The following is a 26,724-nucleotide window of genomic DNA, read 5'->3' on the forward strand; positions in this document are numbered from 1 at the left end:
CTCGGGCTCCGACCTATCTGCTCCTGGTTCCGATCAGGCAACATGGCGACATGGGCAATCGCCCGGCGCCGAAAAAAGCTATGCGATGGGCGTCGCCTGGGTCGTGTCCCATCAGGTGGTGTAGCTCGGCGGTTACGAAGCCGCTCGCGAGCGTGCCGTTAGTGGCGCTGTAGCGAGTGAGCGGCGTGTCAGTGGTCATCGGCGCTTTCCGGTGGGTTTGGTTGTTGACGCAACCCATTTCGGAAGGACCACCGATGACCGACGACATGATGAACCTGCGCACGCGTGGAGAAGACCCCGGATGCCGATCTGCTGCGGGAGATGATCGGCTTTGCCGCCGAGCGGCTGATGGAAATGGATGTGGCCGCGGCCACCGGCGCCGCCTATGGCGAGAAGAACCCACTGCGGCTTGCCCAACTCGATGGCTACCGCGACCGGGACTGGTAGACGCGGGCCGGCACGGTCGAGCTGCGCATCCCGAAGCTCAGGAAGGGGAGCTACTTCCCGGGTTTCCTCGAACCGCGCATGGCCGAGAAGGCGCTGACCGCCGTCATCCAGGAAGCTTATGTGCAAGGCATCCCGACCCGGTCGGTTGACGACCTGGTCAAGGCCATGGGGATGAGCGGCATCTCCAAGTCTCCAAGAGCCAGGTCTCGCGGCTGTGCGAGGCGATCGACGGCAAGGTGAAGGCCTTCCTCGAGCGGCCGATCGAAGGCGATTGGCCATACCTGTGGATCGACGCCACTTACCTGAAGGTGCGCCGCGGTGGCCCGATCGTCTCGGTCGCCGTCATCATCGCCGTCGGCAGCCATCTCGGACGCGTCGAGCGCCGCACGATGAGCGCCATCGAACTGTGCCGGACCGCCGAACTGGGCGGCCATGTGGAGGGCTGCCGGTCCTGTGGGGCGATCCGCGTGGCCTGCCCGGCGTAAAGCTCATCAACTGGCTGCGCCCGAGGCGTCGCCGGAGAGCCGCACGGCCGGATGCGTCCACACCGTGGACCTGAAAGACGGATTTGGCGATATCGATTCCGATGGTGACAACAGGCATGGCAGGCTTCCCTTGAGCTATAGAGATAAAACACGCTCCACGGTTCGGAACTGGCGGTCCATGCCATCAAATGGGCAGTGCAGCGGGCCAGATATATGACCCTTGTGTGGATGCCAGCCGTTTTGCAAGGAAGATTTGAACCTTTGAACACGTGATCGAGTGCGGTCTTGTGTCAGGCCTTGAGTTGCGGCCATGACGTGCTGCGGGCCGGTATGGTGATGCGCGGATCAGGTCCAAATCTAGAAAGCGAGCGTGAGGGTCGGTGCGTCATTCTGGTTTTCCTGACCCCGATCTGATCGATCATTTGCCCATGCGATTCAGGCCTTCCTCACATTCCCCGACGGACCGGCTTGGTGTGCTGCTGAATGCTCTTGCAGGCACCATTGCCAGATTCCGGTAATCCTCTTCCTTTGTCACCATGGCCCAGATGCCACGCGCCATCTTGTTGGCCAGCGCGATGGCCACAAGCATGCGCGGCTTCTTCGCCATCATACGGGCGAGCCAGGAGCTCTCGGGCGCGCCCTTCCGGGATGCCCATCGGACCACAGCCATGGCGCCGATGATGAGCAGCCGTCGAATATCGCGTTGGCCCATCTTCGAGGTTTTTCCTAGTCCTTGCTTGCCGCCAGTCGACTTCTGCAACGGGACGAGCCCAAGCCAAGCGGCGAAGTCACGGCCGCATTTGAACGTCTCCATCGGCGGCGCGAAAGTTTCGATCGCCAGTGCGGCGATGGGGCCAACGCCGGGCATGGTTTGCAAGCGCCGAGATGCCTCAGCTATCCCTCGATAGGGCATCGATCTTCTTCTTCAGTGCGTCGATCCGGCCAGTCAGCTGATAGATCTGGTCCAGCAGATCGCGGCAGATCTCGCGGACCAGATCAGGCAAATTGGCGTTCTCGACCTCAACGAAACGTTCAAGTCGGCTCAGATAACGAATTCCCTGCGGCGCGATGTGGCCGAATTCATAGAGGTGCGCACGCAATGCGTTGACCAACTCAGTGCGGTGATTGACCAGCTGTTCTCGCGTGCGAAACATTATGGACCGAGACTGCTGCTCCTCGGTTTTCATTTCGACGAAGCGCATCGTTGGCCGTTGCGCTGCCTCGACGATCGCCTCCGCATCCGCTGCGTCGTTTTTCTGCCGCTTGATGAACGCCTTGACATACCGAGGTGCAATCAGCTTCGGCTGATGGCCAAGCTGGACCATCTCGCGAGCCCAATAATGGGAGCCGGCGCACGCCTCCATGCCACGACACATGCCGGCTGACCCTCCATAAACCTGCAAAACTGTAGGCGCGACAGCTTCTTGCGAAATACGACAGTTCCGTCAGCCGCGGCTTCCATGCAGCTGAAAGACGTTCTTCTCTAGATCGATCCCAATGATGGTAACTTTTCCCACGGATGCCTCCTTCCATTTTGTGGCGTTAAGCACCACAAACTTGGCACATTGCGATGCCGTCGGAGAAGGCTGGCATCCACCCCATCTGGAAACGATCAGCCAGATGAGCGATGATCCCCTCATCAGCCTGCCAGCCGTGGCGCGCTGATCAGCCCGGTCCATGCCGGAGAGCACGGCGACCAATGCCGCCAGCTACACCACGCAGCGGGACACAATCGTCGCCTGCGGGCAAGACCCTATCCTTCCCTATGCTCCCCTTCGCGCGACGGCCGGAATAACAGCAGTTGCATGAGGAATTGGTGGCATCGATTTGAAATTGACGGCTTGGCACCGCACTGACGAGTGCAGCCGGCGTCTGGCGCAGATCCCTCGTGTCGGCCTGATCGGTGCGTCACTGCTGATGATGAAAACGCTTGAGCCGAGCTGTTCAAATCCGAACGACACTTCTCGGCCAGAACGGAACCGGCTTGGCATCACAGGCGCTGGCGATGAAGCGTTTACGAAGTGGACTGCACCCTTCGGTGAGACGCCAATTAGGGACAGTTCTCCAGGTTTTAGATTGCGGTCGGGGGAGCTGGCGCAATCGCGTTAGGCCGGCTTCGCATTCATCCGGCGAGAGATAGTCGAGCGCGGAATGCTGGCGCTGCCTGTTGCAGGCCCGCTCGATGAATTCGCCGATGCTTTTTTTGGCACCTTGATGAGATCCGCGCGCATGTTGGTTCGTGCAGGAGCACGGCTTTTTGAACAGAGCTTACCGCAGGAGCGTGCCGGTAGATCAGCCGCCGCCGGATGTAGCGGTCACCGCGTTTGCTGATTCCAAGGAGTGTGGCCTTTCCGCCGGTCGAGTGTTCCTGCCGCCCAGGGCGAGCCATGCTGCGAGGTCACGTGCCGTCTGAACTGACGGCAGTCGACTGCGTCAGCGAGCAGCGCAGTGGCGCCAAGCGGCCCAATGCGGGGAATGGTCATGAGCCGAGGCTCCAATCGCCGTTGGATGAAACTTCAGTGGCAGGACATCGGCCACAAGGCCAAGCAGGAACGCACAATGCGGGTCGAGCTTGGAATGTCGACGGGCGCCGCTGACCTTGGGCGCCAGCTCTCGGTCTTTCGATAGTCCTCATCAAATCACGGCGAACGAAACCGACCCCCAAAATGTGCCGCGCCGCATTCCGTGAGTGACCAGCCTCGACAACCGCGTTTCAGAGATGCCGGTGCTTTAGCGCCGGGATGCTGTGCTAAGGGCGACCAAATTCCGGCCCTACGACAATCTGAGTTTCATCTGAAAACCAGATGGCCGCAATACACAGACTGAATTTGACGTAAACCCCCGCGGCATTTGAGAATCAACTGACCAAATAGGAGCCAATCGCAGACGGGAGGATGAGCGTTTTGGCAAACCGCTGGCACTTCCTCGGCGGCGATTTCGGTACCTCGATTTCCATAGAGGCGTCCCTTTTAGGATTTGGCGATTCTCGTGAAGGAGTAAGATCTATGCAATCATCTATTAATGCGATCATCGAGGGCAAGCTCGAGGAATTTTCGATTCCAGGCTCGGCAGTTGGGATCGTGCAAGATGGCAGGCTTGTTTGGGCGAAGGGTTATGGATTGGCAGATGTGACACGCAACGTTCCGATGACGCCCAAAACCATCATGAATATCGGCTCCGTGTCCAAGACTATTACTGCAACAGCCGTGATGCAGCTTTGGGAACAAGGGTTGATTGACCTGGATGCGGATGTCAGTAGGTATCTTCCCTATCAGGTCGTCAATCCGAAACACCCATCGCTGGCCATCACAGCACGGCGGCTCTTGAATCATCGCTCGTCAATCCGGGACGGGAAGTCTTACTCGGACAGCTACGCCTGCGGCGATCCGACGGTTGCTCTTGGGGACTGGCTCAAGGCATACCTAACGCCAGGAGGGGTCTATTTTGACGACAACGACAATTTCCACGGGTGGGCGCCCGGCAAACTCGATCCGGATCACCCCGGCGGGTATTGCAATGTTGCTTATGGCCTGCTCGGCCACCTTGTCGAGTGCGTAGCTGGCGCGCACTTCACCGAATATTGCGCCGACCACATCTTCACTCCCTTGGGCATGAACAGCACTGGCTGGTATGTGCGCGATATTAATATTAACCAGCATGCAGTTCTGTATAGCAGGGGCACCAAAGAAAAGTGGGAGGGGGGCGGGCAAGCCTTTTCCTCCCGATTTGCAGTTCCTGGCTTGACAATTGATGGGCTTACGCCGGGGGGGCGCATGCAGCTTTGCCTCTACAGTTACCCCACCTATATGGAGGGACTAGCGCGCACGAGCATTGAGGAACTGTCGCTCTTTCTCGCCACCTATGGAAACCGAGGCGGAAATCAGTTGCTGAAAGAGTCAACCATCAACCTGATGCTCTCTCAAGTCCACGATGGTCGGCCCCTCTGCTGGCACAAATTCATCCTTGAAAATGGTGATGTTATTTGGGGACACACTGGCAGCGATCCTGGTGTCAGAACCTTTATGGGCTTTCGTGAAAAGGACGGGACTGGCGCAATCCTCTATTTCAATGGGGACGACATTGGTGACAGCAGAGAGGTCCTTATCGAAAGCCTTTTCTGCAATGCCAGCACCCTTTAACGTCGTTTCCGCCGTGACCGTTGGGACGCGCGTTATTCACGAAATGCTATCAGGAACGAGGTGCTGGTTCAATCGGGTATGCCGGTGCTACGGCTTGACGGCGCGCACCAGGTGCTCGTAAACCAAGCCCGCTTTTCTTCGACAGGCTCAGCGGTCTCGGCCATACGCTTCGCCCCTCGGAGCAGGCAGACTATTGGGCTGTGACACGCCGCTGCCCTTGCCGGCAGCACGCTTTGTCGGTGGCCCTTCCCGGTGGCGCGGTGTGGGCGGCACTTTCCTTCTAGGCCCGCCGCGGCGGATGCCGGCCGCCTCTGACGGCGGGCCTTTGCCTTCCGATCCACCCCGCTCACATGGGGACTTTGTCGTCAAGGCTGTCTTCGCATATCAACCTCAATGCGTTGTGATCCAAGGTCTGAGCCTGTCGTCTTGGCGCGGTGACAACACCGGTCCAAACTCACATACGGTCGCTGCGCTGTGGCAGCTGCACCAACATCCCGCTTTCGTCGGTAAGGCTCAGGGGAACGCGACCAATCTTCCGGACGGCATTTTAGGCCAAGTGGGGTGGGAGGTTCGTTCGCCCTGGATCAGCCGGGAGGGATCAATCCCGGCGGATGGAAAAGAGCACGCTGATCATGCCGGCTTCATGGCAGCGCCCTCAATGGCAACACCCTGATGGACATATTTCCACAGGGAGATCAGAAGTTTTCTCGCGAGCGCAATGATAGCCGGCTTGGGGCGCCTGCCACCGTCGAGCGCGACCCGCTCCTGGAACCACTGTGCCAAAGCCGATCGAGGTTGATGCAAGAGCCAGAACCACGACAATTGCACCATTACGGTCCTCAGCCTCGGATTTCCCGCCTTCGATACGCCCTGTTCCCGGCTGTTCGATCCGCTTTGCCACGGTGTCGGTGTCAGACCGGCATAGGAGGCAAGCTGCCTTCGATTCGCAAATTCGCGATACAGACCCTCGGACCAAAGCACCTCGGCAAAGTCCGCTCCCACGCCGCGCAGTTGCTTGAGCATCGACATTCCATTGGGGACTTTTGATGGGTCGCATTCATCGCGAGCCACTTCGTCACGCGCTGCCTCCACGTCCTTGATTTGCCGAAGCACGAGCTCGATCCGGTCCAGTGCACGGACAATCTCCGCTTTGAGATTCGAAGGTAGTTCACGACCGTCTCCGGTCCTGAGTTCTTCCAGTCGAGTGCGGCGGTCCCGCTTCAGCGGCTCAAATCCAACGATGCCCTGCGAGAACAAGAGCCCCTTGACCCGGTTCACGATCTTGATCCGCTCTGCGATGAGAGCGCGTCGTTCACGACTGTTGCGCTTTCGGTCCTCTTGCTCGGGCGATGGCGGAACGACCATGGCGCATACCCGCGGCTCGTCGCGCTTGTAGGCAAGCAGGGCGCGAAGAAGGGTCTCGCCATCCAGCTTGTCCGTCTTCGCCCGGCGCTTCCTGCGTGACGTGGCAATGGATGCAGCATCAACCACATGGCTTTCGATACCGTCACGCTCAAGGATCCGATGTATCCAGAAGCCGTCCAGGCCAGCCTCCTGGATTGCGATCACCGGCACGTCACAGCCCGTTCTGCGCCGAACCGTCGCCTTCAACTGGCGGATAAGATCGAACAATCCGGCCGTGTCGCCTGCCTTGACGACGCGCTTTGACATCTTCTCTCCGTTGCACGGCAACAAGCTTGTCACCAACCAGCTCGAGCGACTGAGTTCCAGGGACATGAAGATAGCGCCGAGTGTCGTATGGACCGCATCGGTTTCAATCTCAGTCACGTTTTCAGCTTTCATGTGTTCTATCCCTCCAAGTTGTTCATGAGCAATACGCCGGCCAAAGCGAGTTGATCGCAGCTGCGGTCATCGCTTCGCGATGTGGTTTTGGTAGTTGCCTGCCCCCGCTCGCGGGGTGGGCGACGCTCCTTTCTAGGCCCGCTGCGGCAGGCCGCAATGTTCGCTCCGCTCACATCCTCCACTCCGTTCCGGCCCTTCGGGTGCGGCCTGCCTCGTTCAGCGGGCCAAGCCAGTCGCGTTCTGCCGCCCACCCCACTCACGGGGGCAGGCACGCGAGATCGGGATCGAGCGCTGCCTCCACCGCCCATGGGATCTTCCGGGGAAGGACGCGCGAAGCGGAGGCGAGTGTCATGCGCAAGAACGGCAAACTGTGCCCGTGGCGAGGCTGATGGAAAGACCGGTGCGCCACCAAGGGCGAGCGTTCATTCCGAAATCACCGTTCGCATCATCGCCGATCTGGGGGGCTGCGTGCCAGGCGTAAAGCTTGGGGCAGGGCGAAGGCGGCCTTCGACCTGCCGAAGAACGCCGCCACCAGCCGCAACTATTCCGCATCAACATCCTGATCCTGTGGGGCGCGGTGATCGAGCGCGGTTACCCGGCTAGAACCGGCTGACCTTTCGGCAGGCGCTCCTTTGGCGGCAATCTCAGGACGGGCGAGCACGGAGGTCTTCAGCAGAGGAAAGGCCCAGGATACCTCGTATCAACAATCCAGATCGCTCTGAGTTATCGCAAAACCAGATGGCAACGATACCCAAACTGAATTTGACGTTGGTCGCGGCGCGACGGAGCATAGATCGCGCGACGGAGCATTAAATCGCATAATTGCTTCTCTCGGTAATCAACTAACCGATAGGCGTGATAAACGGCGCTATGGCAAAGGGGAAATGAATCATGATCTCTCGACGTGAAATGATCAAGGCGGGTTTGGCCGCCGGAGCGGCTATATCGATCCCCTCAGTCCTGAGGGCACAAGCAGCACCAACCGACGCGCGGACGGTCCGCATGGTGATGGGCGACCTCAGCAGCTTCGATCCGATCGTTACGGCGGCTACCATGACCGGCAATCATGGCCTGGCGATTTACGACATGCTATTTTCGCTTGATTCCAAATTGATTCCACAACCGCAAATGGTGGGGAAGTGGGCCGTTTCCGATGACAAGAAAGCTTATACGTTCGAGCTGCGGGATGGTCTGGGCTGGCATGATGGCACCCCCGTCACCGCGTCCGACTGTGTCGCCTCGATCCGTCGCTGGGGCCAGGTGCCTTCTGGCGGAAAGCTGATCATGGAACGGGCCAGCGATATCTCGGCGCAGGACGATAAAACCTTCGTCATCTCACTCAAGGAACCGATGGGGCTTCTTATCGAAATCCTAGCGGGAGCGGTCACGCCGGTCTTGTACATCATGCGCGAAAAGGACGCGAGTCTCGCCGCCGCAGAGCAGGTGACCGCGAACATCGGATCTGGGCCGTTCAAGTTTAACCATGCCCTTGCTAAGCCGGGCGCCAGCTTCACCTACGACCGCAATGAAAAGTATGTACCCCGCCACGAGCCGACAGACGGGTTCGCGGGCGGGAAGGTCGTCAACGTCGATCGCGTTGTCTGGGAAAATATCACTGATCAGCAGACTGCCTTTGCGGCCTTGCAGTCGGGCGAGGTCGATTTTCACTTATTGCCACCCGCCGATCTTTACCCAGCCATTGAGAGCGATACCAACCTTGCACTGCAGGTTCTTAACAAGGCGGGCGATGTATATTTCATGCGCATGAACTGCCTGCAGAAGCCGTTCGACAACGTCAAGGCACGCCAAGCAATGCTTCACCTGATCGATCAGGAGGCATTTATGCGTACTTCGTTTCCCCCAGAATACACCCGCAACATCACTTCGTTTTTCGGAAACCAAACGCCCTATACCAACGACGAAAATACGGGGTGGTACAAGAAGGGCGGTGATCCGGAAAAAGCCAAGCAGCTCTTCAAGGAGGCGGGATATGCGGGCGAGAAAATCGTCATCCTGCAGCGCACGGACTGGGCGGAGGCCGGCAATTGTGCGCAGCTCTTGGCGGTCACTCTGCGCAAGATTGGGGTCAATGCCGAGCTTGCGCCGGGCGATTCGGCCTTAGATGGCGCCCGCCTAAGGAACAAGGGCTCCGTTGAGAACGACGGCTGGAGCATTTTCATCACGTCCGAGTCCGATTATGAGCGCAGCACTACGCTCAGTAATCCCACTCTGACCGCGAATGGCGAGCAGGGTTGGTGGGGCTGGCCGCAGAGCGATGAATATGAGGCTCTTCGGGCCAAATGGGCGGAGGTCGAAACACTCGAAGAGCGCCAGGCACTGGCGCGCGAGATGCAACGTATACAATGGGACATCGCGGGCACCGTTCTACTGGGATCAGTTCTCTCGCCAATCGCGCGCCGCAAGACGCTCACTGGGCTGATCGAAATGCCGTCGCTCACAGCGATGTGGAACATGCAGAAGGTTCCCGCCTAGTGGCTGCCTACATCCTGCGCAGATTCGTTTCGACCATCGCTGTCATGGCGATGGTCGGGATCTTCATATTCCTGCTTCTCAGGCTGGCTCCCGGCGACCCGGCGGCCATGATCGCCGGCAAAAATGCCGCTCCGCAGTTGATCGCCAGTATCCGAGAACAGCTGGGCCTAAACGACCCCATGCCGGTTCAGTTCATGCGTTGGGTGCGCGACATGCTCGGCGGCGATTTCGGCACCTCGATCTTTGCCGGACGACCGGTTCTGGAGCTGATCTCGCAGCGGCTTGAGCCGACCCTTTCCCTAGCGATCCTGACGATGATCCTTTCGGTGACGGTCGGGGTGTCTTTCGGCATCCTTGCAGCGTGGAGAACTGGCGGGCTCGTCGACCGCCTCCTCGCGGCCTTTTCGGCAGTTGGTTATTCCGTCCCGGTCTTTGTCATCGGCTATTTTCTCATATACTTCTTCGCCATCAGGACACACTGGCTACCGGTCCAGGGATACGTCTCTTTCAACCAGGGCCTCGGGCCTTGGTTTGTGCACCTTATCCTTCCCACCGTGGCTTTAGGGCTTGGGTACATTGCATTCATCGCCCGGGTTACGCGGGCGAGCATGCTTGAGGTCCTGTCGGAAGACTATATGCGAACGGCCGCTGCCAAGGGCGCTTCGTCCTATGCCATGCTTTTCCGCCATGCCTTGAAGAATGCCGGCGTCCCCATCCTGACCGTCATAGGCATAAGCTTCGCCTATCTGATCGGCGGAGTCGTCCTCACGGAAACAGTGTTCAACATACCCGGTATCGGTCGCCTGGTCGCGGTTGCGATCAACAACCGCGACTATCCCATCATTCAAAGCGTGCTCATCCTGACTTCGGGTCTGTACGTCCTTATCAATCTCGTTGTCGATCTGGCGTACACCTTAATCGATCCCCGCATACGGTATTGATATGACGATTCTGTCCGCACCAGTTGAATACGTCCCCACGCGCCGCCTGCGGATATCTGACCTTCCCCGTCTGGCAAGGCGTCATCCGCTGGTCATGATCGGCGGCGGCCTGTTGGCGCTCCTCATCATTCTGGCGCTCGCTGCCCCACTTTACGCTGGCGATCCGGTGAACATGGATCCGTTCAAGCGCCTCCAGCCGCCTTCCGCCGAAATGTGGTTCGGAAGCGACAATCTGGGACGAGACGTATTTGCGCGAACCATCTTCGGTGCTCGGGTCTCCCTTATGGTTGGATTGATGTCGGCAGCATGCGCGGCTCTTGCTGGGCTTCTGATCGGTGTCATCGCCGGCTACAGCCGCAGCTTCGACAACGTCGTCATGCGGGTCATGGACGGCCTGATGTCGATCCCGACGATTCTACTGGCGATTGCACTCATCTCTCTGACAGGACCCGGAATCGGCATCCTCATTGTCGCGATCGCGATCCCCGAGACGCCAGCCGTCGCGCGGCTGGTTCGTTCGGTCGTTCTCGGTGTTCGCGAGCGTCCCTACGTGGAGGCCGCGCTCTGCGGCGGTGCGCGCCTGCCCAAGGTGCTGTGGCGGCATATCCTGCCGAGCACCATTCCGGCGCTGATGGTCCAGGGCGCCACTGTCTGCGCCAGCGCGATCCTGACGGAGGCGGGACTGAGCTTCCTGGGCGTGGGCGTGCCGCCCGAGATTCCGAGCTGGGGCAACATGATCGCCAGTTCGCGCCTGTATCTCACCATCGCCCCATTGACGATCTTCGCCCCTGGAATCTGCCTTGCCGTCACGGTCCTTGCCGTGAACTTACTCGGGGATGGTCTGCGCGACCTGTTCGATCCCCGCGCCAAGAGGAGGCGCTGACATGCGGATGCATCATACTGCACGGAACGACGTGCTTCTCGAAGTTCGAGACCTTGAGACGCGATTTTACGGCGAAGAGAGCGTCACCCGCGCCTTGGACGGCGTCAGCTTCCAGGTGATGAAAGGCGAGACGCTTGGGGTCGTCGGTGAATCGGGATGCGGGAAGAGCGTCACCGCTCTATCAATCCTTCGGCTGCTGCCGAAGGTGAGCGCCAGAACTGTCGGCGGCGAGGTCCGCTTTCATGGACGCAACCTTCTTGAGCTGTCCGATCGGGAGATGCGAAAGATCCGCGGCGACCAGATCGCCATGATCTTCCAGGAACCGATGACGAGCTTGAACCCGGTCTATACGATCGGCCACCAGATTGCCGAGGCGGTGCAGATCCATACGAAAGCGTCCCACTTGGTGGCGATGGCGAAGGCCGAAGAGATGCTCCGTCTCGTCCGAATCGCGGATCCTGAACGGCGCGTCAGTAACTATCCCCACGAAATGTCGGGCGGCATGCGCCAGCGCGCAATGATCGCCATGGCTCTTGCCTGCTCGCCGGAACTGTTGATCGCCGACGAGCCTACGACTGCGCTTGACGTCACGATCCAAGCGCAGATACTCCGGCTCATCGTCGATCTAAAAGAGCGCACGGGAACGGCCGTCATGTTCATTACGCATGACCTGGGCGTCGTAGCCGAGACGTGCCAACGCGTCATTGTCATGTATGCCGGCCGGATCGTGGAGCAAGCGAGCGTAAATGATCTGTTTGCGCGTCCCGCGCATCCCTACACTCAGGGCCTCATGCGATCGATGCCTGATCCCCGGCGCGGCCGACAGCGCCGCCTTCCAGAAATTCCGGGGATCGTGCCAAGTCTGCGCGAGCCCATTGTGAGCTGCAGCTTTGCGCCACGCTGCCCGTTCGCGGTCGATATTTGCCGCGAGAAGACACCCGTCCTACGTGATGTTAGGGCGGGCCACACGGCAGCTTGCTGGCGAGCCGAAGAGGTGATGGGCGCATGAGTGGTCCTTTGCTGAAAGTCGAGAACCTGACCAAGCACTATCCGCTCGGCGCCGGTTTCCTGAAGAAGGCCATCCCGGTGATCCGGGCGGTGGAGGCTGTATCCTTTTCCGTCGAGGCGGGGGAGACGCTTTGCATCGTCGGTGAGTCCGGCTGCGGTAAGTCGACTGTCGCGCGGCTCCTGATGCGGCTCGTGGAACCGACGGCTGGCCGCGTGCTGATCGACGGGACCGACATTGCGGGCCTCAAGAAGCGCGCGCTTCATGCCTGGCGCCGTCGGATGCAGATGGTGTTTCAGGATCCTTACTCGTCGCTCAATCCACGCCTTACCGCTGGACAGATCATTACGGAGCCTGTCGAGAACTTTGAGCGTCTCAGCCGGAAGCAGCGTCAGGCACTTGCCGCGGGTCTTCTCCGAAAGGTCGGAATGTCGCCTGAGATGATGCACAGACTCCCCTCCGAATTGTCGGGCGGTCAGCGCCAGCGGCTCGGGATAGCGCGGGCGCTGGCCCTCCAGCCCTCGCTCATCATCGCCGACGAAGCGGTGTCAGCCCTTGACGTCTCAGTGCAGGCGCAGATTCTGAATCTGCTTCTAGATCTCCAGCAGCAGATGGGCATCGCCTTCGTCTTCATCTCGCATGACCTCGGCGTCGTGGAGCATATCGCGCATCGCGTGGCGGTCATGTACCTGGGGCGGATCGTGGAGCTCGCCCCGAGTGAGGTGCTTTTCGCCAAGCCTGTCCACCCCTACACCGAGGCGCTGATCGCGGCAGCTCCGGTGCCGGATCCGATGCGCGTTCGGCTGGAGGCACCTGTTGAAGGCGAGGTGCCAAGTCCCATTAATCCGCCGAGCGGATGCGCCTTCCACCCCCGCTGCCCACTCGCGGTTGAGCGGTGCCGCATCGAAGTGCCGCCTCTAGTGCCAATAGCCGACGGGCGCGTCGTAGCCTGTCATGTGCGCGCGCCGGCCACGGCAATTCCGGCCCAGCCGCCTGTGGCGGCCAATGTTTCTTTTATTGGGACATAGCTGCGGAGCCTTTCACCCCGATCGAAGATCGCCAGCGCGGTGCTGACGAACACTGAACACGATGCCAAGTACCGCAAAAGAAGAGATGAGGGAAGGTCCATGGAAAACGAGGACAAAGGTCGTCCTGCCCAGCGAGACGCTGGCTTTGATGTAGTCGGTTCGATTGCAACGAACGTGGCGGACGGCTTCACGATGGTAGCAGTTGGTGATCTCATCTTGTCGCGAGCGGTGACCAAATCAAAGGATTCTGGCTTCGGCGCCGTCGTTCGGATTCTTCAAGATGCTGATGTCACGTTTGGCAACCTGGAAGTAAACATCGTCGATATCCGATCGTTCAATGGATACCCGCAGGCTGAATACGGCGGTGCGTATCACCTCAGCCTGCCGGAGGTCGGTCCTGATTTGAAGGCGATGGGGTTCAACATCGTCGGTCGCGCTAACAACCATTCGCTTGACTGGGGCGTTGAAGGCATGCGCGAAACGAGCCGGGTGCTCGATCAGAGTGGGATCATCCATGCCGGCGTGGGCGAAAATCGTGCACAAGCCGGCGCCGCTCGGTTCTTAGAGACCGGACGCGGTCGCGTGGCGTTGGTTTCCTGTGCTACAACCTTCATGCCTATGGCTCGTGCGGGCGATCCCGCGGGCGAAGCGCCTGGCAGACCAGGTCTCAACCCCCTTCGTTTGGCGAAAACCATCGTGGTTCCTCCCGAGATGCTCGAGAGTTTGAGACAGATACGTGCTATCTTGCCCTGCCACTGGCCTGGTGGTGAAGATCCCAACGTGGTCGCAATCGAGGGAACGACATTCAAAGCGGGCGACTCCGCCGGAGTCAGCTATCAACCAAACCAGCATGATATCACCGACATTCTACGAAACATTCGACGGGGCAAGCAGTTCTCCGACTTCTGCATTTTAACGAACCACGGGCATGAGCCTGATAATTGTCGCCAGGTAGTCCCTGATTACGAACCATTGTTTGCGCATCGCATGATCGATGCCGGGGCCGATGCTTATATCGGGCATGGATCGCACCAGTTACGGGGCATAGAGATCTACAAGGGCCGACCGATCTTTTATGGCCTTGGTAACTTCTTCGAGGACGACCTCGGGACCCCGTCCGGCGCCGACATGTTCGACGAATATGCTAAGGACCCACGGGTCGACACGGATGCCGAGGTGAAAGTCGCCGAGATGGCGGGAACATTCACACACCCGCTCTTCTATGAAAGCGTTGTCACCGTCAGCCGATTCGAGCTGAACCAGCTTGCCGAATTGTGGCTATATCCGATCGAACTCGGTCACTCGAAGAGGTTTGCAAACCGCGGAGTTCCAACTCTCGCACCCTCGCAGCAAGCAACAGCCATTCTCGTGCGTCTACAGGCACTCTCGAAGCCATATGGAACCGAGATCGCCATCGAGAACGACGTCGGTGTGATCAGATTGCGGCCCAACTCGCTGCGATGATGACGATGATGCATTGAACCTTAGTAGCCCGAGCCACAGGCCGTCCGACGTCCAACACAGCCGCGTGACGTTCGTTGCCTCCGCCGCAAGAAGGGCCGTAGCGCCCAGTGCACCGACCCGGGATCGTCATGAGCCGGCGGGCAATATCCTCTCGATCTGCAACCGCAGCGATCTCCCTCGTCACGTCGTCGATGCGCTGCTCCAGTCGGCGCAGGTCTGCGAACAAATCCGTGAGCAGTTTACGCGTCGCCGGCGAGAGGTCGTGCGACGCATCTTCGAGGACCTGCGGCAAGTCGAGCTTGAACAGGCCTGCTCCCTGTCCTCAATGCAATGCCGTATTCCAGGCAAAACGCCCGCATCTGGTTGATGAGACGAGTTCGCGTTCCGATCATCTGGTCGCGCACCCGATGCAAGCCTAGAGGTCAGCCTGTTCCTCGCTCTTGATCGCAGCGAACCGCATTGTCGGCCGAGTGGCCGCTTCGGCGATGGCCTCGGCATCGATAATGTCACTCTTATTTGACTTTACGTAGGGCTTCACGAACTGCGCCGGGATCAGGCGAACCTTGTGTCCAAGCGCCTGCAATCTCCTTGCGATCCATTGTGACCCTGCGCACGATTCCATTCCGACGATCGCCGGCGCTGCTCGGTCAAAGAACTGCAGCAGCGTGTCCCGTTGGAAGCGAACTCGCTGGATCGGCTCGCCGCCGCTGTCCAAGCCGACGACGTGGAAGATGTTCTTGCCGATAACAACTCCGTAGACTGCCGCAGGGCGCGGCGCATTGCGTGGGGACATTGCAACCTGCTTTGGTTTGACTGCCCAGATGATGCTGCGGGAGGACGGGGCGGACCATCCCATTAATGGTGACGCCCGATGCCAAGCGATGCGCTGTGGCCCACGCCTGCGAGCAGCATGGGGTGAGCCAGCGTCGGGCGTGCAAGGCTCTTTTCGTCGATCGCTCGAGCGTTCGAAGCATCCAGCCGGACGATGCCATCGTTCGAGCCGCGATGAAGACGGTGGCTGCCGAGCGCCGCCGCTTTGGCTACCGGCGCATCCACATCATCCTTGAACGACAAGGGATCGTGATGAACCAGAAGAAGCTGCGGCGGTAGCTCCAGGTCCGCAAGGGTGGCGGCCGCAAGCGGGCCTTGGGAACGAGAAGGCGATGATCGCGCCGGGCCGGACGAACGAGCGCTGGAGCCTGGACTTCGTGAGCGATGCCTTTACGGACGGACGACGCTTCCGGGTTCTGGCCGTCGTCGACGACTTCAGGCGGGAATGCTTGGCGCTGGTCGCGGATACATCGCTGTCGGGCGCCCGCGTCGCTCGGGAACTGGATGCCATCATCGCTCGCCGCGGCAGGTCCTGCACGATCGTCTCGGAAACCGGCACCGAGCTGACGTCGATGGCGATCCTCAAACGGTGCCAGGAGAGCGGCGTCGAATGGCACTACATCGCACCCGGAAAGCCGATGCAGAACGGATTCGTGTTCTCTACCCTCTCGCAAGCGCGCGAAGCAATCGATCTATGGAAGGAGGACTACAACCGGAACAGACCACACTCAGCCCTGGGCAACATCACGCCCATCGAATTCGCCATAAAAATGGCGCTGGAAAAACAGGCCGCATGAGGCCAGAAATGATGATCTGATCCCCAGAAACTGGACCGTTCAGAATTGGAGTTTTCCGCTGTAGTTTCCCGGCTGGGAGAGGAGCGGAAGCGATGAAAGCATCGAAGTTTTCGGACGCGCAGGAGGCGTTCATTCTGAAGCAGGGAGCGGATGGGTTTCCTGTGGCGGAGATCTGCCGGAGGGCCGGGATCAGCCAGGCGACCTATTTCAACTGGAAGAAGAAATATGACGGGCTGCTGCCGACAGAGATGAAGCGGCTGAAGCAGCTCGAGGACGAGAACGGCAAGCTCAGAAAGCTGGTCGCCGACCTGTCGCCGGACAAGGAGATGCTGCAGGACGTGATCCGCCGAAAACTGTGAGGCCTGGTCGCAAACGCGAGCTGGTGGCCGATACCTGTGCTGATTGGAACGTGTCGATCCGGCGAGCGTGCCGTGTTCTGGAGTTCGACACCTCGACCTATCACTACAAGTCCCGCCGCCGTGACCAGGCCGGCCTCGAAGCTCGGATCAAAGACATCTGCGCGACGCGGGTTCGCTATGGCTACCGGCGCGTGCACGTGATGCTCACGCGGGAGGGCTGGGACATCAACATGAAGCGGACCTATCGCATTTACAGGGACTTGGGCCTTCAACTGAGGAACAAGACGCCGAAGCGCCGGGTGAAGGCGAAGCTGCGAGACGATCGCCGAGCCAGCCGTCGAACCCAACGACGTCTGGGCGATGGACTTCGTTCACGACCAGCTCGCGACGGGCAAGAAGATCCGGGTCCTGACGGTCGTAGATACGTTCTCACGCTACGTGCCGGTGCTCGACCCACCCTTCAGTTACCGAGCCGAGGATGTGGTCAGGATGCTGGAACAGGTCTGCCCCAAGATCGGCTATCCAAAGACGATCCGGGTCGATCAAGGCTCGGAGTTCGTCTCCCGCGACCTCGATCTGTGGGCCTACACCAGGGGCGTCACGCTCGACTTCTCGCGACCGGGAAAGCCAACGGACAACGCTTACATCGAAGCCTTCAACGGCCGCTTCAGGGCGGAATGTTTGAACGCCCACTGGTTCCTGACGCTTGCCGACGCGGCCGAAAAGTTGGAGGATTGGCGCAGATACTACAACGAGGTGCGCCCACATGGCGCAATCGGGCACAAGGTTCCGATCTCGTTGATCAATCCCGATGGCGCCGTCAGCCCGCCATCGTGAAACAGCCGGAAAACTCCACCTTCCGGCGGTCCAAAGAATGGTATCGGATCAATGAAGCGCCGGACTCTCCATTGAAATGGAGGGAACAAGGGTCTCAGGTCACGAAGTACGCAGCCTGGTCCGGCAAAGCAATGAGATCGAAGCACAGGCCGACGATCTGCTGCGGCATAGCCAGGATCACCAGCTCCTGCGACAAGTCCCGGGCATCGGACCGATCAACGCATTGACCATCATTGCCGAAGCCGGCGATCTTCGCCGTTTGGGTCATCATCGCCAGTTTCTAACATTCAGCGGGCTGGACCTCTCGACACACCCTGTGGATAGCCGGGCAAGTCGCCATCCGACAGCGTGAGAACGGATTCCAGCACAAGTTCGAACGCTACATCGCGCGGGATCGCGACAATCCAGATCTGCGCCGCAAGGCGATGACCGCAATTACCGCCAAGATGGCACGCGTCGTACACGCGGGGTCGTTAAGAGCGGTTCCGTCTACCGGCCCTTCGTCGAAGGGCGGGTGCCAGGTGGAAGGACCTCTGTCAGCTAGGGCCGCAATGGCATCGCTTTCGATGACCCTGTAGATAATGCTTGGGTCTTCGACCTCGATCAGAAGCTCGTTTTGAGGACGGTGAGGGCCGCCATCGTGCGTACCCTGTGTTTGCTATGGACGAGACCTTTTCCTTTGCCAGTGGAAGTCGCCTGGTTCGATTATGAAACTTCACGAGCGTCATGCGGCGAGAGCATGCTGGCGAACAGAGAGACGTTGACCGTCTGCTCCATTTCCTTCCGCTCTTAGGACGTTGTCGGTGAGCACAGCGTGGATCTTGTAGGGAACAGCCGCGATCAGGCGCAGCAGGAAGTCTCTCGAGACAGCGGTGGTGGCCTTCTCATGCAGCTCGACAAAGGCGAACTTCGGTCGTTGGCGACGAACAAATGCAACTTGCCCGTTCCGTGCGCACCTCAGCAACGTCGATGTGGAAGTAGCCGATCGGACAGCTCTTGAATTCCTTCTTAGCTGGTTTGTCGCCCTCCATGTCCGGCAAGCGACCGATGCCGTGACGCTGCAGACACCGACGCAATGACGAACGCGTCAGGAGCGGGATCGTGGGTTGTAAGGCGTAGAGGGAGTCATCGAGTGGCAACAGAGTGTTGCGCCGGAAGGCGACGATGACGGCCTCCTCCTCAAGCGAGAGCACTGTCGATCTCGGCTCCCTCGGACCGGTCGGCAGATCGGCCACCGAGGTCCGCTCCCGCCATTTGGCGACCGTCTTCTGGTTGCCCGTAACGTTTGGCCAGCGCCCTCAAGCTCTCTTGATGGGGTCGTCTAATCGCGGTGGCAGAGTCAAGCACCTTTGTGAGACGCGTATGCCGGGTGCAGGGTCGTCTTCGCGGTCGACATCGGTCGCCGCATGATGGAGCTTCGCGGGAGGAGCCTTCAAATATGGACGACGCACTCTGCTGAGCCAGCGGTGCACCCCAACAAGCGGAATGGCTCTGCCCACGTCCCGGCAGGGACGGCTCAGCGCGCTCGAAACCGAACGCTATTGTCAAGCCATCATTCGGTGGCTCCGGCGGTCCGATCGAAGAGCGCGCCGGTTTCGAGCATCGCGTGCATCGTCACCGCCAGATTGCGTGTTACGGCAACGGCAGCTCGCTTGAAGCCAACTCTCTCCCTGGGTTTGAGGCCCTATGTCCGCAGGCCGCTTTCGGCCGACCTGCGGGTCAGGATGACCGTCGCGGCTTCGTAGAGAAGCCCCCGGAGATGACGATCGCCCCGTCGGGATATGTGGCCATCATCGTCGACCTCCCCCGATTGGTATCGCCGGGTCGTCAGGCCAAGCCAGGCACCGACGGCGCGGGCCCTCTTGAAGTTGTCGGGATCCTCATTGGCGGTCGCGAAGTCGCGGAATCGCGCCGACGCCGGGGATCGACATGAGGATCTGATACGCTTGGCTTTGGCGCGCGCCGGCGACGAGCTGACGCCCTAGCTCAGCGGCGCGGATGCGCATGCTGCGCCGAGCTTCCAGGATCGGCAGCACCATAGGAGCGAGCCCTTCCTGATCGACAAGGAGGATGCGGACGTTCTTCTCGAACGTGCTTCCCATGCCCGCGGGAACGAGCAATCCAAATGTCTTCATGAGCGCCCGCTCGGTGGTGATCCTGACCAGCCGCGTGCGTGCCGCCACCAGGGTGCGGGTCAGCATGCTGTCGAACCCTTTCACCCGCACCTCACGAAAGAACCCTACTTCTGCAAGATGCGCTAAACCGTCCGCATCATTCGCGTCGGTTTTGTTCGCAGCCATGTCAAGCGCTGCTTTGGCATTGCGCGCATCGATGCAGATCGCACGCAATCCCTCTGCGCGGAACGCATGATAGAACCACACGGATAAGGGGCCGGTTTCGAACACGACGCGCTTTGCGGCCAGCGCCCGCTTGCGGACAAGCTCGGCAATGACCTTTGGATCAGAGGCGCACCTCCCACGCCAGACGCGCTTGCCTTCACGTCGAATGGAAACCGCTGTCTCTTTCATCGACACGTCGAGACCGATATATTCTTCCATGGCTGTTCTCCCTCAGATGCTTGGGCCCGGCGTCAGGTCGTGAGCCCGTATTTCCATCTTATCGGGGAACAGCCACCTTCAAGGATATGATTGGTTCTCTGGGCGACTCGCTCCCGCGATTACCCCATGTGGACGGCCCCCGCAACGGCATCATCCTCGTGAGAGGCGTGCCAAGATGGCTGCTGTCGAGCACTCATCTGAAGGAGCACCGTCCATGAGCAATATTACCACCGATCTCAGCGCTGTTGCTACTATTGGCCTCGATCTGGCCAAGCATGTCTTCCAGGTTCACGCGATCGATGCCGCAGGCCGCGTCGTCACGACCCGGGCGCTGCGACGAAGGATGTTCTGACATTCTTTGAATCCTGACCATGCTGCCTCATTGGCTTGGAAGCCTGTGGCTCCGCCCATCACTGGGCTCGCTTACTCATGAAGTTCGGCCATGACGTGCAGCTGATGCCGCCAGTCTATGTGAAGGCTTACGTGCGTCGACAGAAGATGGGATGGTTGCCGCCCTCCCCAGACGGCATCGCAATGTGCCATGGTCGTGGTGTTCAACGCCACAAGAAGGAGAGGACGGCAAATGAAAGATACTATGATCGGGGTGGACCTGGCAAAGAACGTTTTCCAGCTTCACGGCGCGACAATGACGGGGCATCTGAGATTCCGTAAGAAGCTGACGCGGTCACGGTTCCGGCAGTTCATGGCATGCCAGCCGCCTGCTGTGGTTGTGATGGAAGCATGCGGCAGCGCGAGCTACTGGGCTCGAGAAATGGTCAAGCTTGGCCACGAGGTGAAGCTGATCGCACCTCAATATGTGCGGCCCTTTGTCAAACGGCAGAAAAACGATGCTGCCGATGCTGAAGCAATCGTCGTTGCAGCACAGCGCCCGGAGATGCGTTTTGTACAGCCGAAGTCGGAAGATCAGCAGGCATGCGCTGTGTTGTTCCGAGGTCGGGAGCGCCTCCTCCATCAGCGCACCGAGCTTGTGAACGCTCTGCGTTCGGTGCTGTACGAATATGGCCACATCATTCCGAAAGGGATCGCCCATATCAAGCGGATTGAGAGTATCCTGGAGGAGCCGAACAGTGACCTGCCTGCTCTGGTGCGCGAGGAATGCTTTGATCTGCTCGAACAGATTGCTGAAAAGACGGCCCGGATCGACGTCAAAACGGCAAAGGCCAAAGCCCTTTCCCTGGCGACCGATACAGCGCGGCGCCTGCAGACAATGCCTGGTGTCGGGCCCCAGACCGCGTTGGCGATCAGCGGCTTTGCTCCGCCGATGGAGAGCTTCAAACGCGGGCGGGACTTTGCGGCCTGGCTTGGGCTCGTGCCACGTCAATACACCTCCGGCGGCAAGGAGCGACTTGGACGCGTGTCGAAGGCTGGCCAGACCGATATCCGGTCTTTGTTGATCATCGGCGCCATGTCACGCCTGACAGTGCTGGCCCGCAAATCCATCGTCGAGGGTTCATGGCTGGCACGGATGCTGCGTCGCAAGCCGCTCATGCTGGTCGCGATCGCGCTTGCGAACAAGATGGCGCGGGCGATCTGGGCGATGATGACAAAGAAAGAGGATTATCGAAATCCGGCGCGAGTTGTGGCTGCATGACGCATATGCATCACCACTCAAACTGGCGCCGGTGAAGAAGGTGTAGGAAGTCGATGACCTGAATGGGCACAATGATCGAAAAGATCTGGATTGGGAAAACCAGCCGTCGTTCCCGAGCTTGAAAGCTCTTGCAGAAGATTTGGACCCGATCCGCAGATCACCATACCGGCCCGCGGCTTCTTGAAAGGCCGCAACGAAAGGCCTGAGAGAAGAACGCACTCGATCACCGGCACATCAGGTTGGAAGGCTTTTTGCATCAAGGGCGGCAACCAGAGAAGAACGATGCCGCTGATGCAGCAGCCATCTGCGAGGCGGTGACGCGCCCTTCGATGCGTTTTGCTGTCGATCGGTCGGGGATCAGGCGGCGGTCATGCATCCCAAGCTACGCGAACTTCTGGTGGCCCAACGCACCCGACTGCTCGATGCCCTTCGCAGCCATCTGGCCGAAATCGGGATCATCGCCGCCCAGGGACGAACAACGCACGCGCCCTGGCTACCCTCGTCATCGAGGGCAACGACATGATCCCGGCGACCGTGAGTTCGGCACTGTTGCCATTGGTGCGCCAACTGAGCGAACTCGATGCCGAGATCAGGCGGAGCGATCAGGCTATTCTGGTCCTCGCCAAGACGGATGAAATGGCACGCCGTTTTATGACCGTTCCCAGGATCGGCCCCATTACTGCCTCCGCGCTTGGGGCGAGATCCAGGATATCTCGGTCTTCTCAGGTCGCGCGAATTCGCCGCCTTCTTAGGGCTCACGCCACGGCAGAACTCCTCCGGCGGAAAGGAGCGGCTGGGACGCGTCTCCAAGATGGGTAACCGATATTTGCGCAAGCTGCTCGTAGTCGGCGCTGATGCCGTTCTGTTCCATCCCAAGCGTTCCAGCGATACGTTGAGAAACTGGGCGGATCGCCTGCTGGAGACCAAGCCTTCAAGCTTGTCGCCGTGGCGACTGCCAACAAGCTCGCCCGTATCGTTTTCGCACTCATGCGCGACGCAACACACTATGCCGCCCCACGGGCGTAAGAACAGTATCGGCAAAGGCCGCGAACCGGAATGGAGGGCGGTGACAATGACGTGATGGGAACGTGGACAGATCCTGAAAGCCTGCAGCACAGTCGGAGCTTCGAGCTCGTTCTCTTGATCAGGCCAAAGGATCAGCGGATACCATCAGGGCCAGCGGTAACAAGACCCCAGCAACAGGCCGGAGACATGACCGCGCCCGCGACCATCCCATCGCTGAAACAAACCCTTGATCAGCGGGCGCCGGCCGCTCGAGGGACTGCCTCAGTCGTCCTGACGCTCCCATGAAGAACCTGACCCATAACGCATCCTTTTCGAAGGACAAGAATGCCCCCTCAAAGCCTGGGATCAAACATCTATTCGCCGAGCCCCGGAAATGGTGTGATCGACCAACTGATTAAGTCGACGGCACGCTGAAGGATCGCCTTGCTCTGAGCGAGGCTGGGTGAAACGACGGTAACGTATCCCATAGAGTCTCCGCCGTCGCCTTTCCTGACTATCGGCCTCTTGGATTCAATATAAAATTTGACATCGACGACACCTGGTACAGCCGCCGCCCGACAGTCGCCACCGTTCCAATCGAGAATGCCATCGCGATCAGGGACTAAGTTCCGTTGGGCCACAGTTTGCGAATGCCTTTTGCGCAAATCCCATTCCTCGCCGACGACAATCTTGATGTGTTCGGCGACGAGATCGATACCATAAGCCAATCGGATCAGTTCAGGTTCCCCAACGCCAAGACGCGGATTGACTTCGATGACCACTGGGCCAAGCTTTGTCCACCGGAATTCAATATTCGATGGCCCCCAGCCAAGGCCGAGAGCTCGCAAACAGCTCACTGAAAGATCTGCGATACGTTGATGCTCCTCGTCAGTCAGCGGGGCCGGACTAGCGCACTCATGAACGACGAAATACGGTGGCGGGCCGAACTCGTAGGCGGTAATTCCAATGAGCTCATTTCCCATTAAATTGGCGACATAAAGGGGGCCTTCTGCGAATTCTTCGACCAGTATCCTGGGCGAAGAGCGCCACACATGCTTCCCACTTAACAGATAGGTCGTATGTTCGGTCAACTCATCGACGTTGCGGCACAATCGGACACCGACGCTGCCGCAGCCCATGGCTGGCTTAACCACCACAGGCAGGCCGATCTCTGCGGCAGAGCTTTCCACCTCCGTCGCATTCGCTGCTAAACGATAAACAGGCATTGGAATGCCGGCCTCTGCGAGCAGCTGACGTTGAGTGAATTTGTCGCAGCACCGTTCAACGGATGCGGAGTTCGGTCCCGGTAGACCGAAATGCCTGCAGAGCTTGCCAACTGTCGCAGGGATCGACTCGTCGAGGCCCGCAAACCCGATAATGCCTGCAATGTCATAGGTCGCACGCAGCCGGGAACATTCGTGGATCAGCGCATCGAGATTGCCTGTATCGATACGGCTTGCCTCGATCCCTCCTGCCGCAAGATAGTCGTATTCAGTTGGATCCGCCGCCAGGGTGATTGGATGAAGACCAAGACGCTGGGCCGCTTGGATGTGTGGCGGACCATTACCTCTTGACCCACCAACCATAATGAGCGCTCTTTTTGCCATAGGCTTAACTCCGACATTGCGTGCTATGTGGCGGTTCGAGCCTAAATCGGTATTTGTTTCTTCATCCGTGCCTGACTCCGACCTTGCCGTGAGCGTATCATCGTCAGCGATTTGCGGCCGCAAAGATCCTGTGAATTTATTTGAAGGATCTGTTGCAACGGTTGGAGTTGCACGTGAAGAAAGTTGGCGACCTGCTGATCAGGCCGTAAATCGGAGAAACGCTCGGGGATGGGAGGGATTTGGATTGGAGGCTTACCTCGCCTATCGTTTCTTGCGTCGTTTCTGAGAGCCCAGCCGCCGCATCGTCAATCAGTGCGATAACGTCTTGATCGACTGGCGTTCCTTCCGTCAGTCGCATTTGAGCCGCCGTTATCTTTGCGAATGCCTCGGAACGTTGCTCAGATAGATGGTTACGATTGAGGGCCGCCAAGGCGTGACGTGCTGCCTTATGTAAGGTTCATAAGTTAGTTCTGTTCACGCTGCTCTGATACCATTCTCTGGACCGCCGTGAAACCGCTCCTGGGTTAGGCGGAGCCATGACAGGTAAGGCGACCAACAAGTTCTCTCCGGAGGTCAGGACCGTGCGGTGCGGCTGGTTCTGGATCACGAAGGCGAGCATGCCTCGCGCTGTGCGGCGGTCTCGTCGATCGCCGCCAAGATCAGCCGCACGGCGCAGACGCTGCATGAATGGGTGAAGAAGGCCGAGCGCGACGCGGCGAGGTCGTCGGCGTACAACGATGCCAGCGGCCACAGCATGTCGCTGCGCTCGCGGGCGTTCAACGCCGCCCATCCGGCTTCTGCGACGCGTCTTCTCTACGCTCATGTCGGGAAATCTGCCAGCACCTTGCCGGTCGACGGGTTAAAGACCTTCAAGGTCAGCTCGCCAACAGGCGTGCCAGGTGACCGGAATGCGGTCGATATCGTCAAACCGGTCCGGGGGGGCAGGTGGCGGATCATCGCCAGGCATAGGGGGCATTACCGGACTCCTCCTCAACGCAGCGGATAACTATGTCGGCATGGTGTGGCGTGTATTCCGCAGATTCGGCTTCTTCTAGGGGCTCGGCCAGACGGCTGGTAGACACGGTATCCAAGTGGAAGGGAAAGTAATTGCTTCTCTCGGTGCCGCCTGTTCAAGCGCTTCATGTAGACGACCTACCTAGCGATCTTGCCTCAGCGCGAGCTGAACCGCGTCGCCGGTCAGCTCCCGGAAGAACTCTGCTTGCCTATGGGCCTGCACCAAGGGTGTGATTCTCGACGCACCCAGGCAAGGTATGCGACCTCCTTAGGTCACTTAAGCAACATCTTCAGCGTCCAAGGGCCACGCCACTCTGCGGTTTTAAAGAACCTTCAGCATCCCGGAAACAAGATTATAGCAGATATTTCTTAGAACTTTAACCGAAGGAGTGCGCATTTTAGTAGATAATAGTTCCACGTTTTTTGTGGGTGCGCTCGATTGTCTCCGGCTCAGAAAAGGACTTTTCTCATGCCCATCCTAGAAACGTCTCGTCTAATCCTGAGGCCGCCGTCGCACAGCGATGAGCTTCTTTTGCATGGACTTCATAGCGATCCGTTCGTAGTAAACGCTTTCGGGGATGGAGTCTATCCGACGATAGAGCAGTCGAAAGCTGAGCTGCTTCAGTTCATCAATCATTGGCAGCAGAATCGTTTCGGCTTATGGATGGTGTTCGTCAAAGATGAAGGCCAAGGCGGGAAATTCGCTGGCTACTCTGGATTGAAGTGCAGAGACCCGTATTTGCCCGAAAATCCGAACAACGTGGAAAGCATAACCTGCCTCCACCTTGCGGCTTCCGGGAAGGGGATCGGGGTCGAGGCCAGCAGGGCAGTGGTCCAATTTGCTTTCGAGCAGTTAAAACTTGAGAAAGTGAATGTATTCATTTTTAAAAATAACGTGCGTTCGCTTGTAAAGAACATAAAGGTCGGTTGTTACTACGTAAGTGACACAATATACAAAAATAAGGCGATGATGTGTTTTGAGATTTCTCCGGCGACGGCTGTAAAAGCCGATAATTTACGTGTTTTTGATTACAAAGATCTGAAGTCTGTTCGAAATCAAGAGTCTGCGACCAAACCGAAGTGTTAGGGGCGCTGCTTACCCCTCGACGAACTTAGCGCGAAGCTCCATCATGCGGCAACCGATGTCGATCGCGAAGACAACCGTATACCCGGCAAACGCATCCCAAGAGCGAAGACAATTGACGTCCCCACGGGGCGATTAGACAACCCCAGCAACCTGCCCGCCCACAAGGCCGCCGGCGTGCGCGACGCGATTGAGGCGGCAGGCTCGAGCCTGCTCTACCTGCCGCCTACAGTCGCGACTTCAATCCAATTGAGAACGCCTTCGCCAAAATCAAGGCGCCACTGCGGCAAAGGGCCGAGAAACCATCAAGGCTCTGTGGGACGCGGTCGGC

13 protein-coding genes and 15 pseudogenes are annotated in these 26,724 nt (G+C 59.1%); 20 read left to right on the forward strand and 8 right to left on the reverse strand.

Going from position 1 to position 26,724, the window contains the following annotated elements:
• Positions 1-254: 254 nt before the first annotated feature.
• Both AC0L2A_RS28680 and AC0L2A_RS28685 read left to right on the forward strand, forming a co-directional pair.
• A pseudogene (locus AC0L2A_RS28680) lies at positions 255-806 on the forward strand (transposase); the annotation flags it as partial.
• Positions 792-920, forward strand: a pseudogene (locus AC0L2A_RS28685) (transposase zinc-binding domain-containing protein); the annotation flags it as partial. The pseudogenes AC0L2A_RS28680 and AC0L2A_RS28685, both read left to right, overlap by 15 nt.
• 10 nt (positions 921-930) lie before the next feature.
• Here the strand turns inward: AC0L2A_RS28685 and AC0L2A_RS28690 are convergent.
• Together AC0L2A_RS28690 and AC0L2A_RS28695 are read right to left on the reverse strand one after the other, a co-directional pair.
• Positions 931-1,050: pseudogene (locus AC0L2A_RS28690) on the reverse strand (IS110 family transposase); the annotation flags it as partial.
• A 393-nt stretch (positions 1,051-1,443) separates the two neighbouring features.
• A pseudogene (locus tag AC0L2A_RS28695) lies at positions 1,444-2,449 on the reverse strand (IS110 family RNA-guided transposase); the annotation flags it as partial.
• A gap of 304 nt (positions 2,450-2,753) precedes the next feature.
• On the opposite strand from AC0L2A_RS28695, the pseudogene AC0L2A_RS28700 reads away from it, so the two are divergent.
• A pseudogene (locus tag AC0L2A_RS28700) lies at positions 2,754-2,870 on the forward strand (IS110 family transposase); the annotation flags it as partial.
• 351 nt (positions 2,871-3,221) lie between these two features.
• On the opposite strand, the pseudogene AC0L2A_RS28705 reads toward AC0L2A_RS28700, so the two are convergent.
• Positions 3,222-3,421: pseudogene (locus AC0L2A_RS28705) on the reverse strand (transposase); the annotation flags it as partial.
• A 405-nt stretch (positions 3,422-3,826) separates the two neighbouring features.
• On the opposite strand from AC0L2A_RS28705, the gene AC0L2A_RS28710 reads away from it, so the two are divergent.
• Positions 3,827-5,071 carry a serine hydrolase domain-containing protein gene (locus AC0L2A_RS28710; protein WP_473611657.1) on the forward strand — a complete coding sequence of 415 codons (1,245 nt, stop codon included), beginning with the start codon at positions 3,827-3,829 and terminating at the stop codon, positions 5,069-5,071.
• 630 nt (positions 5,072-5,701) lie between these two features.
• Here the strand turns inward: AC0L2A_RS28710 and AC0L2A_RS28715 are convergent.
• Complete coding sequence (locus AC0L2A_RS28715) at positions 5,702-6,874, reverse strand: IS110 family RNA-guided transposase (RefSeq protein WP_473611658.1); 1,173 nt, start codon at positions 6,872-6,874, stop codon at positions 5,702-5,704.
• Positions 6,875-7,358: 484 nt separating this feature from the next.
• On the opposite strand from AC0L2A_RS28715, the gene AC0L2A_RS28720 reads away from it, so the two are divergent.
• The 7 genes from AC0L2A_RS28720 to AC0L2A_RS28750 all read left to right on the forward strand — a co-directional run bounded on the left by AC0L2A_RS28720 (position 7,359) and on the right by AC0L2A_RS28750 (position 14,689).
• Positions 7,359-7,487: a hypothetical protein gene (locus AC0L2A_RS28720; protein ID WP_473611660.1), complete on the forward strand. Its 129-nt coding sequence runs from the start codon at positions 7,359-7,361 to the stop codon at positions 7,485-7,487.
• A gap of 275 nt (positions 7,488-7,762) precedes the next feature.
• A complete protein-coding gene (locus tag AC0L2A_RS28725) occupies positions 7,763-9,367 on the forward strand; it encodes an ABC transporter substrate-binding protein (RefSeq protein ID WP_473611673.1) in 1,605 nt (534 codons plus the stop codon).
• Positions 9,367-10,308, forward strand: a complete 942-nt coding sequence (locus AC0L2A_RS28730; RefSeq protein ID WP_473611661.1) for an ABC transporter permease — start codon at positions 9,367-9,369, stop codon at positions 10,306-10,308. The genes AC0L2A_RS28725 and AC0L2A_RS28730 overlap by 1 nt, the downstream gene beginning before the upstream one ends.
• 1 nt (position 10,309) lies before the next feature.
• A complete protein-coding gene (locus AC0L2A_RS28735) occupies positions 10,310-11,191 on the forward strand; it encodes an ABC transporter permease (protein WP_473611662.1) in 882 nt (293 codons plus the stop codon).
• Position 11,192: 1 nt separating this feature from the next.
• Positions 11,193-12,200: an ABC transporter ATP-binding protein gene (locus AC0L2A_RS28740; RefSeq protein WP_473611664.1), complete on the forward strand. Its 1,008-nt coding sequence runs from the start codon at positions 11,193-11,195 to the stop codon at positions 12,198-12,200.
• The gene (locus tag AC0L2A_RS28745; protein WP_473611665.1) at positions 12,197-13,225 is read left to right on the forward strand and encodes an ABC transporter ATP-binding protein; all 1,029 of its coding nucleotides are present in this window, start codon (positions 12,197-12,199) and stop codon (positions 13,223-13,225) included. The genes AC0L2A_RS28740 and AC0L2A_RS28745 overlap by 4 nt, the downstream gene beginning before the upstream one ends.
• A gap of 99 nt (positions 13,226-13,324) precedes the next feature.
• The gene (locus AC0L2A_RS28750; protein ID WP_473611666.1) at positions 13,325-14,689 is read left to right on the forward strand and encodes a CapA family protein; all 1,365 of its coding nucleotides are present in this window, start codon (positions 13,325-13,327) and stop codon (positions 14,687-14,689) included.
• 77 nt (positions 14,690-14,766) lie between these two features.
• Here AC0L2A_RS28750 and AC0L2A_RS28755 read toward each other — a convergent pair.
• Positions 14,767-15,482 (reverse strand): annotated as a pseudogene (locus tag AC0L2A_RS28755) (IS110 family RNA-guided transposase); the annotation flags it as partial.
• A 65-nt stretch (positions 15,483-15,547) separates the two neighbouring features.
• Between AC0L2A_RS28755 and AC0L2A_RS28760 the strand changes: the two are divergent.
• The 3 pseudogenes from AC0L2A_RS28760 to AC0L2A_RS28770 all read left to right on the forward strand — a co-directional run.
• Positions 15,548-16,284: pseudogene (locus AC0L2A_RS28760) on the forward strand (integrase core domain-containing protein); the annotation flags it as partial.
• Between the two features lie 125 nt (positions 16,285-16,409).
• Positions 16,410-17,513 (forward strand): annotated as a pseudogene (locus AC0L2A_RS28765) (IS3 family transposase).
• Positions 17,514-17,616: 103 nt separating this feature from the next.
• A pseudogene (locus AC0L2A_RS28770) lies at positions 17,617-18,057 on the forward strand (transposase); the annotation flags it as partial.
• A gap of 252 nt (positions 18,058-18,309) precedes the next feature.
• On the opposite strand, the pseudogene AC0L2A_RS28775 reads toward AC0L2A_RS28770, so the two are convergent.
• Both AC0L2A_RS28775 and AC0L2A_RS28780 read right to left on the reverse strand, forming a co-directional pair.
• Positions 18,310-18,839, reverse strand: a pseudogene (locus AC0L2A_RS28775) (transposase family protein); the annotation flags it as partial.
• Positions 18,840-19,065: 226 nt separating this feature from the next.
• Positions 19,066-20,071 (reverse strand): annotated as a pseudogene (locus AC0L2A_RS28780) (IS110 family RNA-guided transposase).
• A 214-nt stretch (positions 20,072-20,285) separates the two neighbouring features.
• Here AC0L2A_RS28780 and AC0L2A_RS28785 point away from each other — a divergent pair.
• From AC0L2A_RS28785 to AC0L2A_RS28795, 3 genes and pseudogenes are all read left to right on the forward strand, one after another.
• Positions 20,286-20,569, forward strand: a pseudogene (locus tag AC0L2A_RS28785) (IS110 family transposase); the annotation flags it as partial.
• An 85-nt stretch (positions 20,570-20,654) separates the two neighbouring features.
• Positions 20,655-21,683 (forward strand): IS110 family RNA-guided transposase, encoded by a 1,029-nt coding sequence (locus AC0L2A_RS28790; protein WP_473611668.1) that lies wholly within the window; start codon positions 20,655-20,657, stop codon positions 21,681-21,683.
• 691 nt (positions 21,684-22,374) lie between these two features.
• Positions 22,375-22,764, forward strand: a complete 390-nt coding sequence (locus AC0L2A_RS28795) for a transposase (protein WP_473611669.1) — start codon at positions 22,375-22,377, stop codon at positions 22,762-22,764.
• Positions 22,765-23,062: 298 nt separating this feature from the next.
• Here AC0L2A_RS28795 and AC0L2A_RS28800 read toward each other — a convergent pair whose 3' ends face one another.
• Positions 23,063-24,295, reverse strand: coding sequence for an ATP-grasp domain-containing protein (locus tag AC0L2A_RS28800; RefSeq protein WP_473611670.1), 1,233 nt, complete (start codon positions 24,293-24,295; stop codon positions 23,063-23,065).
• A gap of 536 nt (positions 24,296-24,831) precedes the next feature.
• Between AC0L2A_RS28800 and AC0L2A_RS28805 the strand changes: the two are divergent.
• From AC0L2A_RS28805 to AC0L2A_RS28815, 3 genes and pseudogenes are all read left to right on the forward strand, one after another.
• Positions 24,832-25,016 (forward strand): annotated as a pseudogene (locus tag AC0L2A_RS28805) (transposase); the annotation flags it as partial.
• Positions 25,017-25,778: 762 nt separating this feature from the next.
• Positions 25,779-26,396: a GNAT family N-acetyltransferase gene (locus AC0L2A_RS28810; protein WP_473611671.1), complete on the forward strand. Its 618-nt coding sequence runs from the start codon at positions 25,779-25,781 to the stop codon at positions 26,394-26,396.
• 147 nt (positions 26,397-26,543) lie between these two features.
• Positions 26,544-26,724, forward strand: a pseudogene (locus AC0L2A_RS28815) (transposase); the annotation flags it as partial.

The sequence above is a fragment of the Mesorhizobium sp. WSM4844 genome (assembly GCF_055811775.1).

Coding starts and splice junctions, on each gene's coding strand:
- AC0L2A_RS28710 (WP_473611657.1), top strand. CDS start 3,827: ATGAGCGTTTTGGCAAACCGCTGGCACTTCCTCGGCGGCGATTTCGGT.
- AC0L2A_RS28715 (WP_473611658.1), bottom strand. CDS start 6,874: ATGAAAGCTGAAAACGTGACTGAGATTGAAACCGATGCGGTCCATACG.
- AC0L2A_RS28735 (WP_473611662.1), top strand. CDS start 10,310: ATGACGATTCTGTCCGCACCAGTTGAATACGTCCCCACGCGCCGCCTG.
- AC0L2A_RS28740 (WP_473611664.1), top strand. CDS start 11,193: ATGCGGATGCATCATACTGCACGGAACGACGTGCTTCTCGAAGTTCGA.
- AC0L2A_RS28745 (WP_473611665.1), top strand. CDS start 12,197: ATGAGTGGTCCTTTGCTGAAAGTCGAGAACCTGACCAAGCACTATCCG.
- AC0L2A_RS28750 (WP_473611666.1), top strand. CDS start 13,325: ATGGAAAACGAGGACAAAGGTCGTCCTGCCCAGCGAGACGCTGGCTTT.
- AC0L2A_RS28790 (WP_473611668.1), top strand. CDS start 20,655: ATGAAAGATACTATGATCGGGGTGGACCTGGCAAAGAACGTTTTCCAG.
- AC0L2A_RS28800 (WP_473611670.1), bottom strand. CDS start 24,295: ATGGCAAAAAGAGCGCTCATTATGGTTGGTGGGTCAAGAGGTAATGGT.
- AC0L2A_RS28810 (WP_473611671.1), top strand. CDS start 25,779: ATGCCCATCCTAGAAACGTCTCGTCTAATCCTGAGGCCGCCGTCGCAC.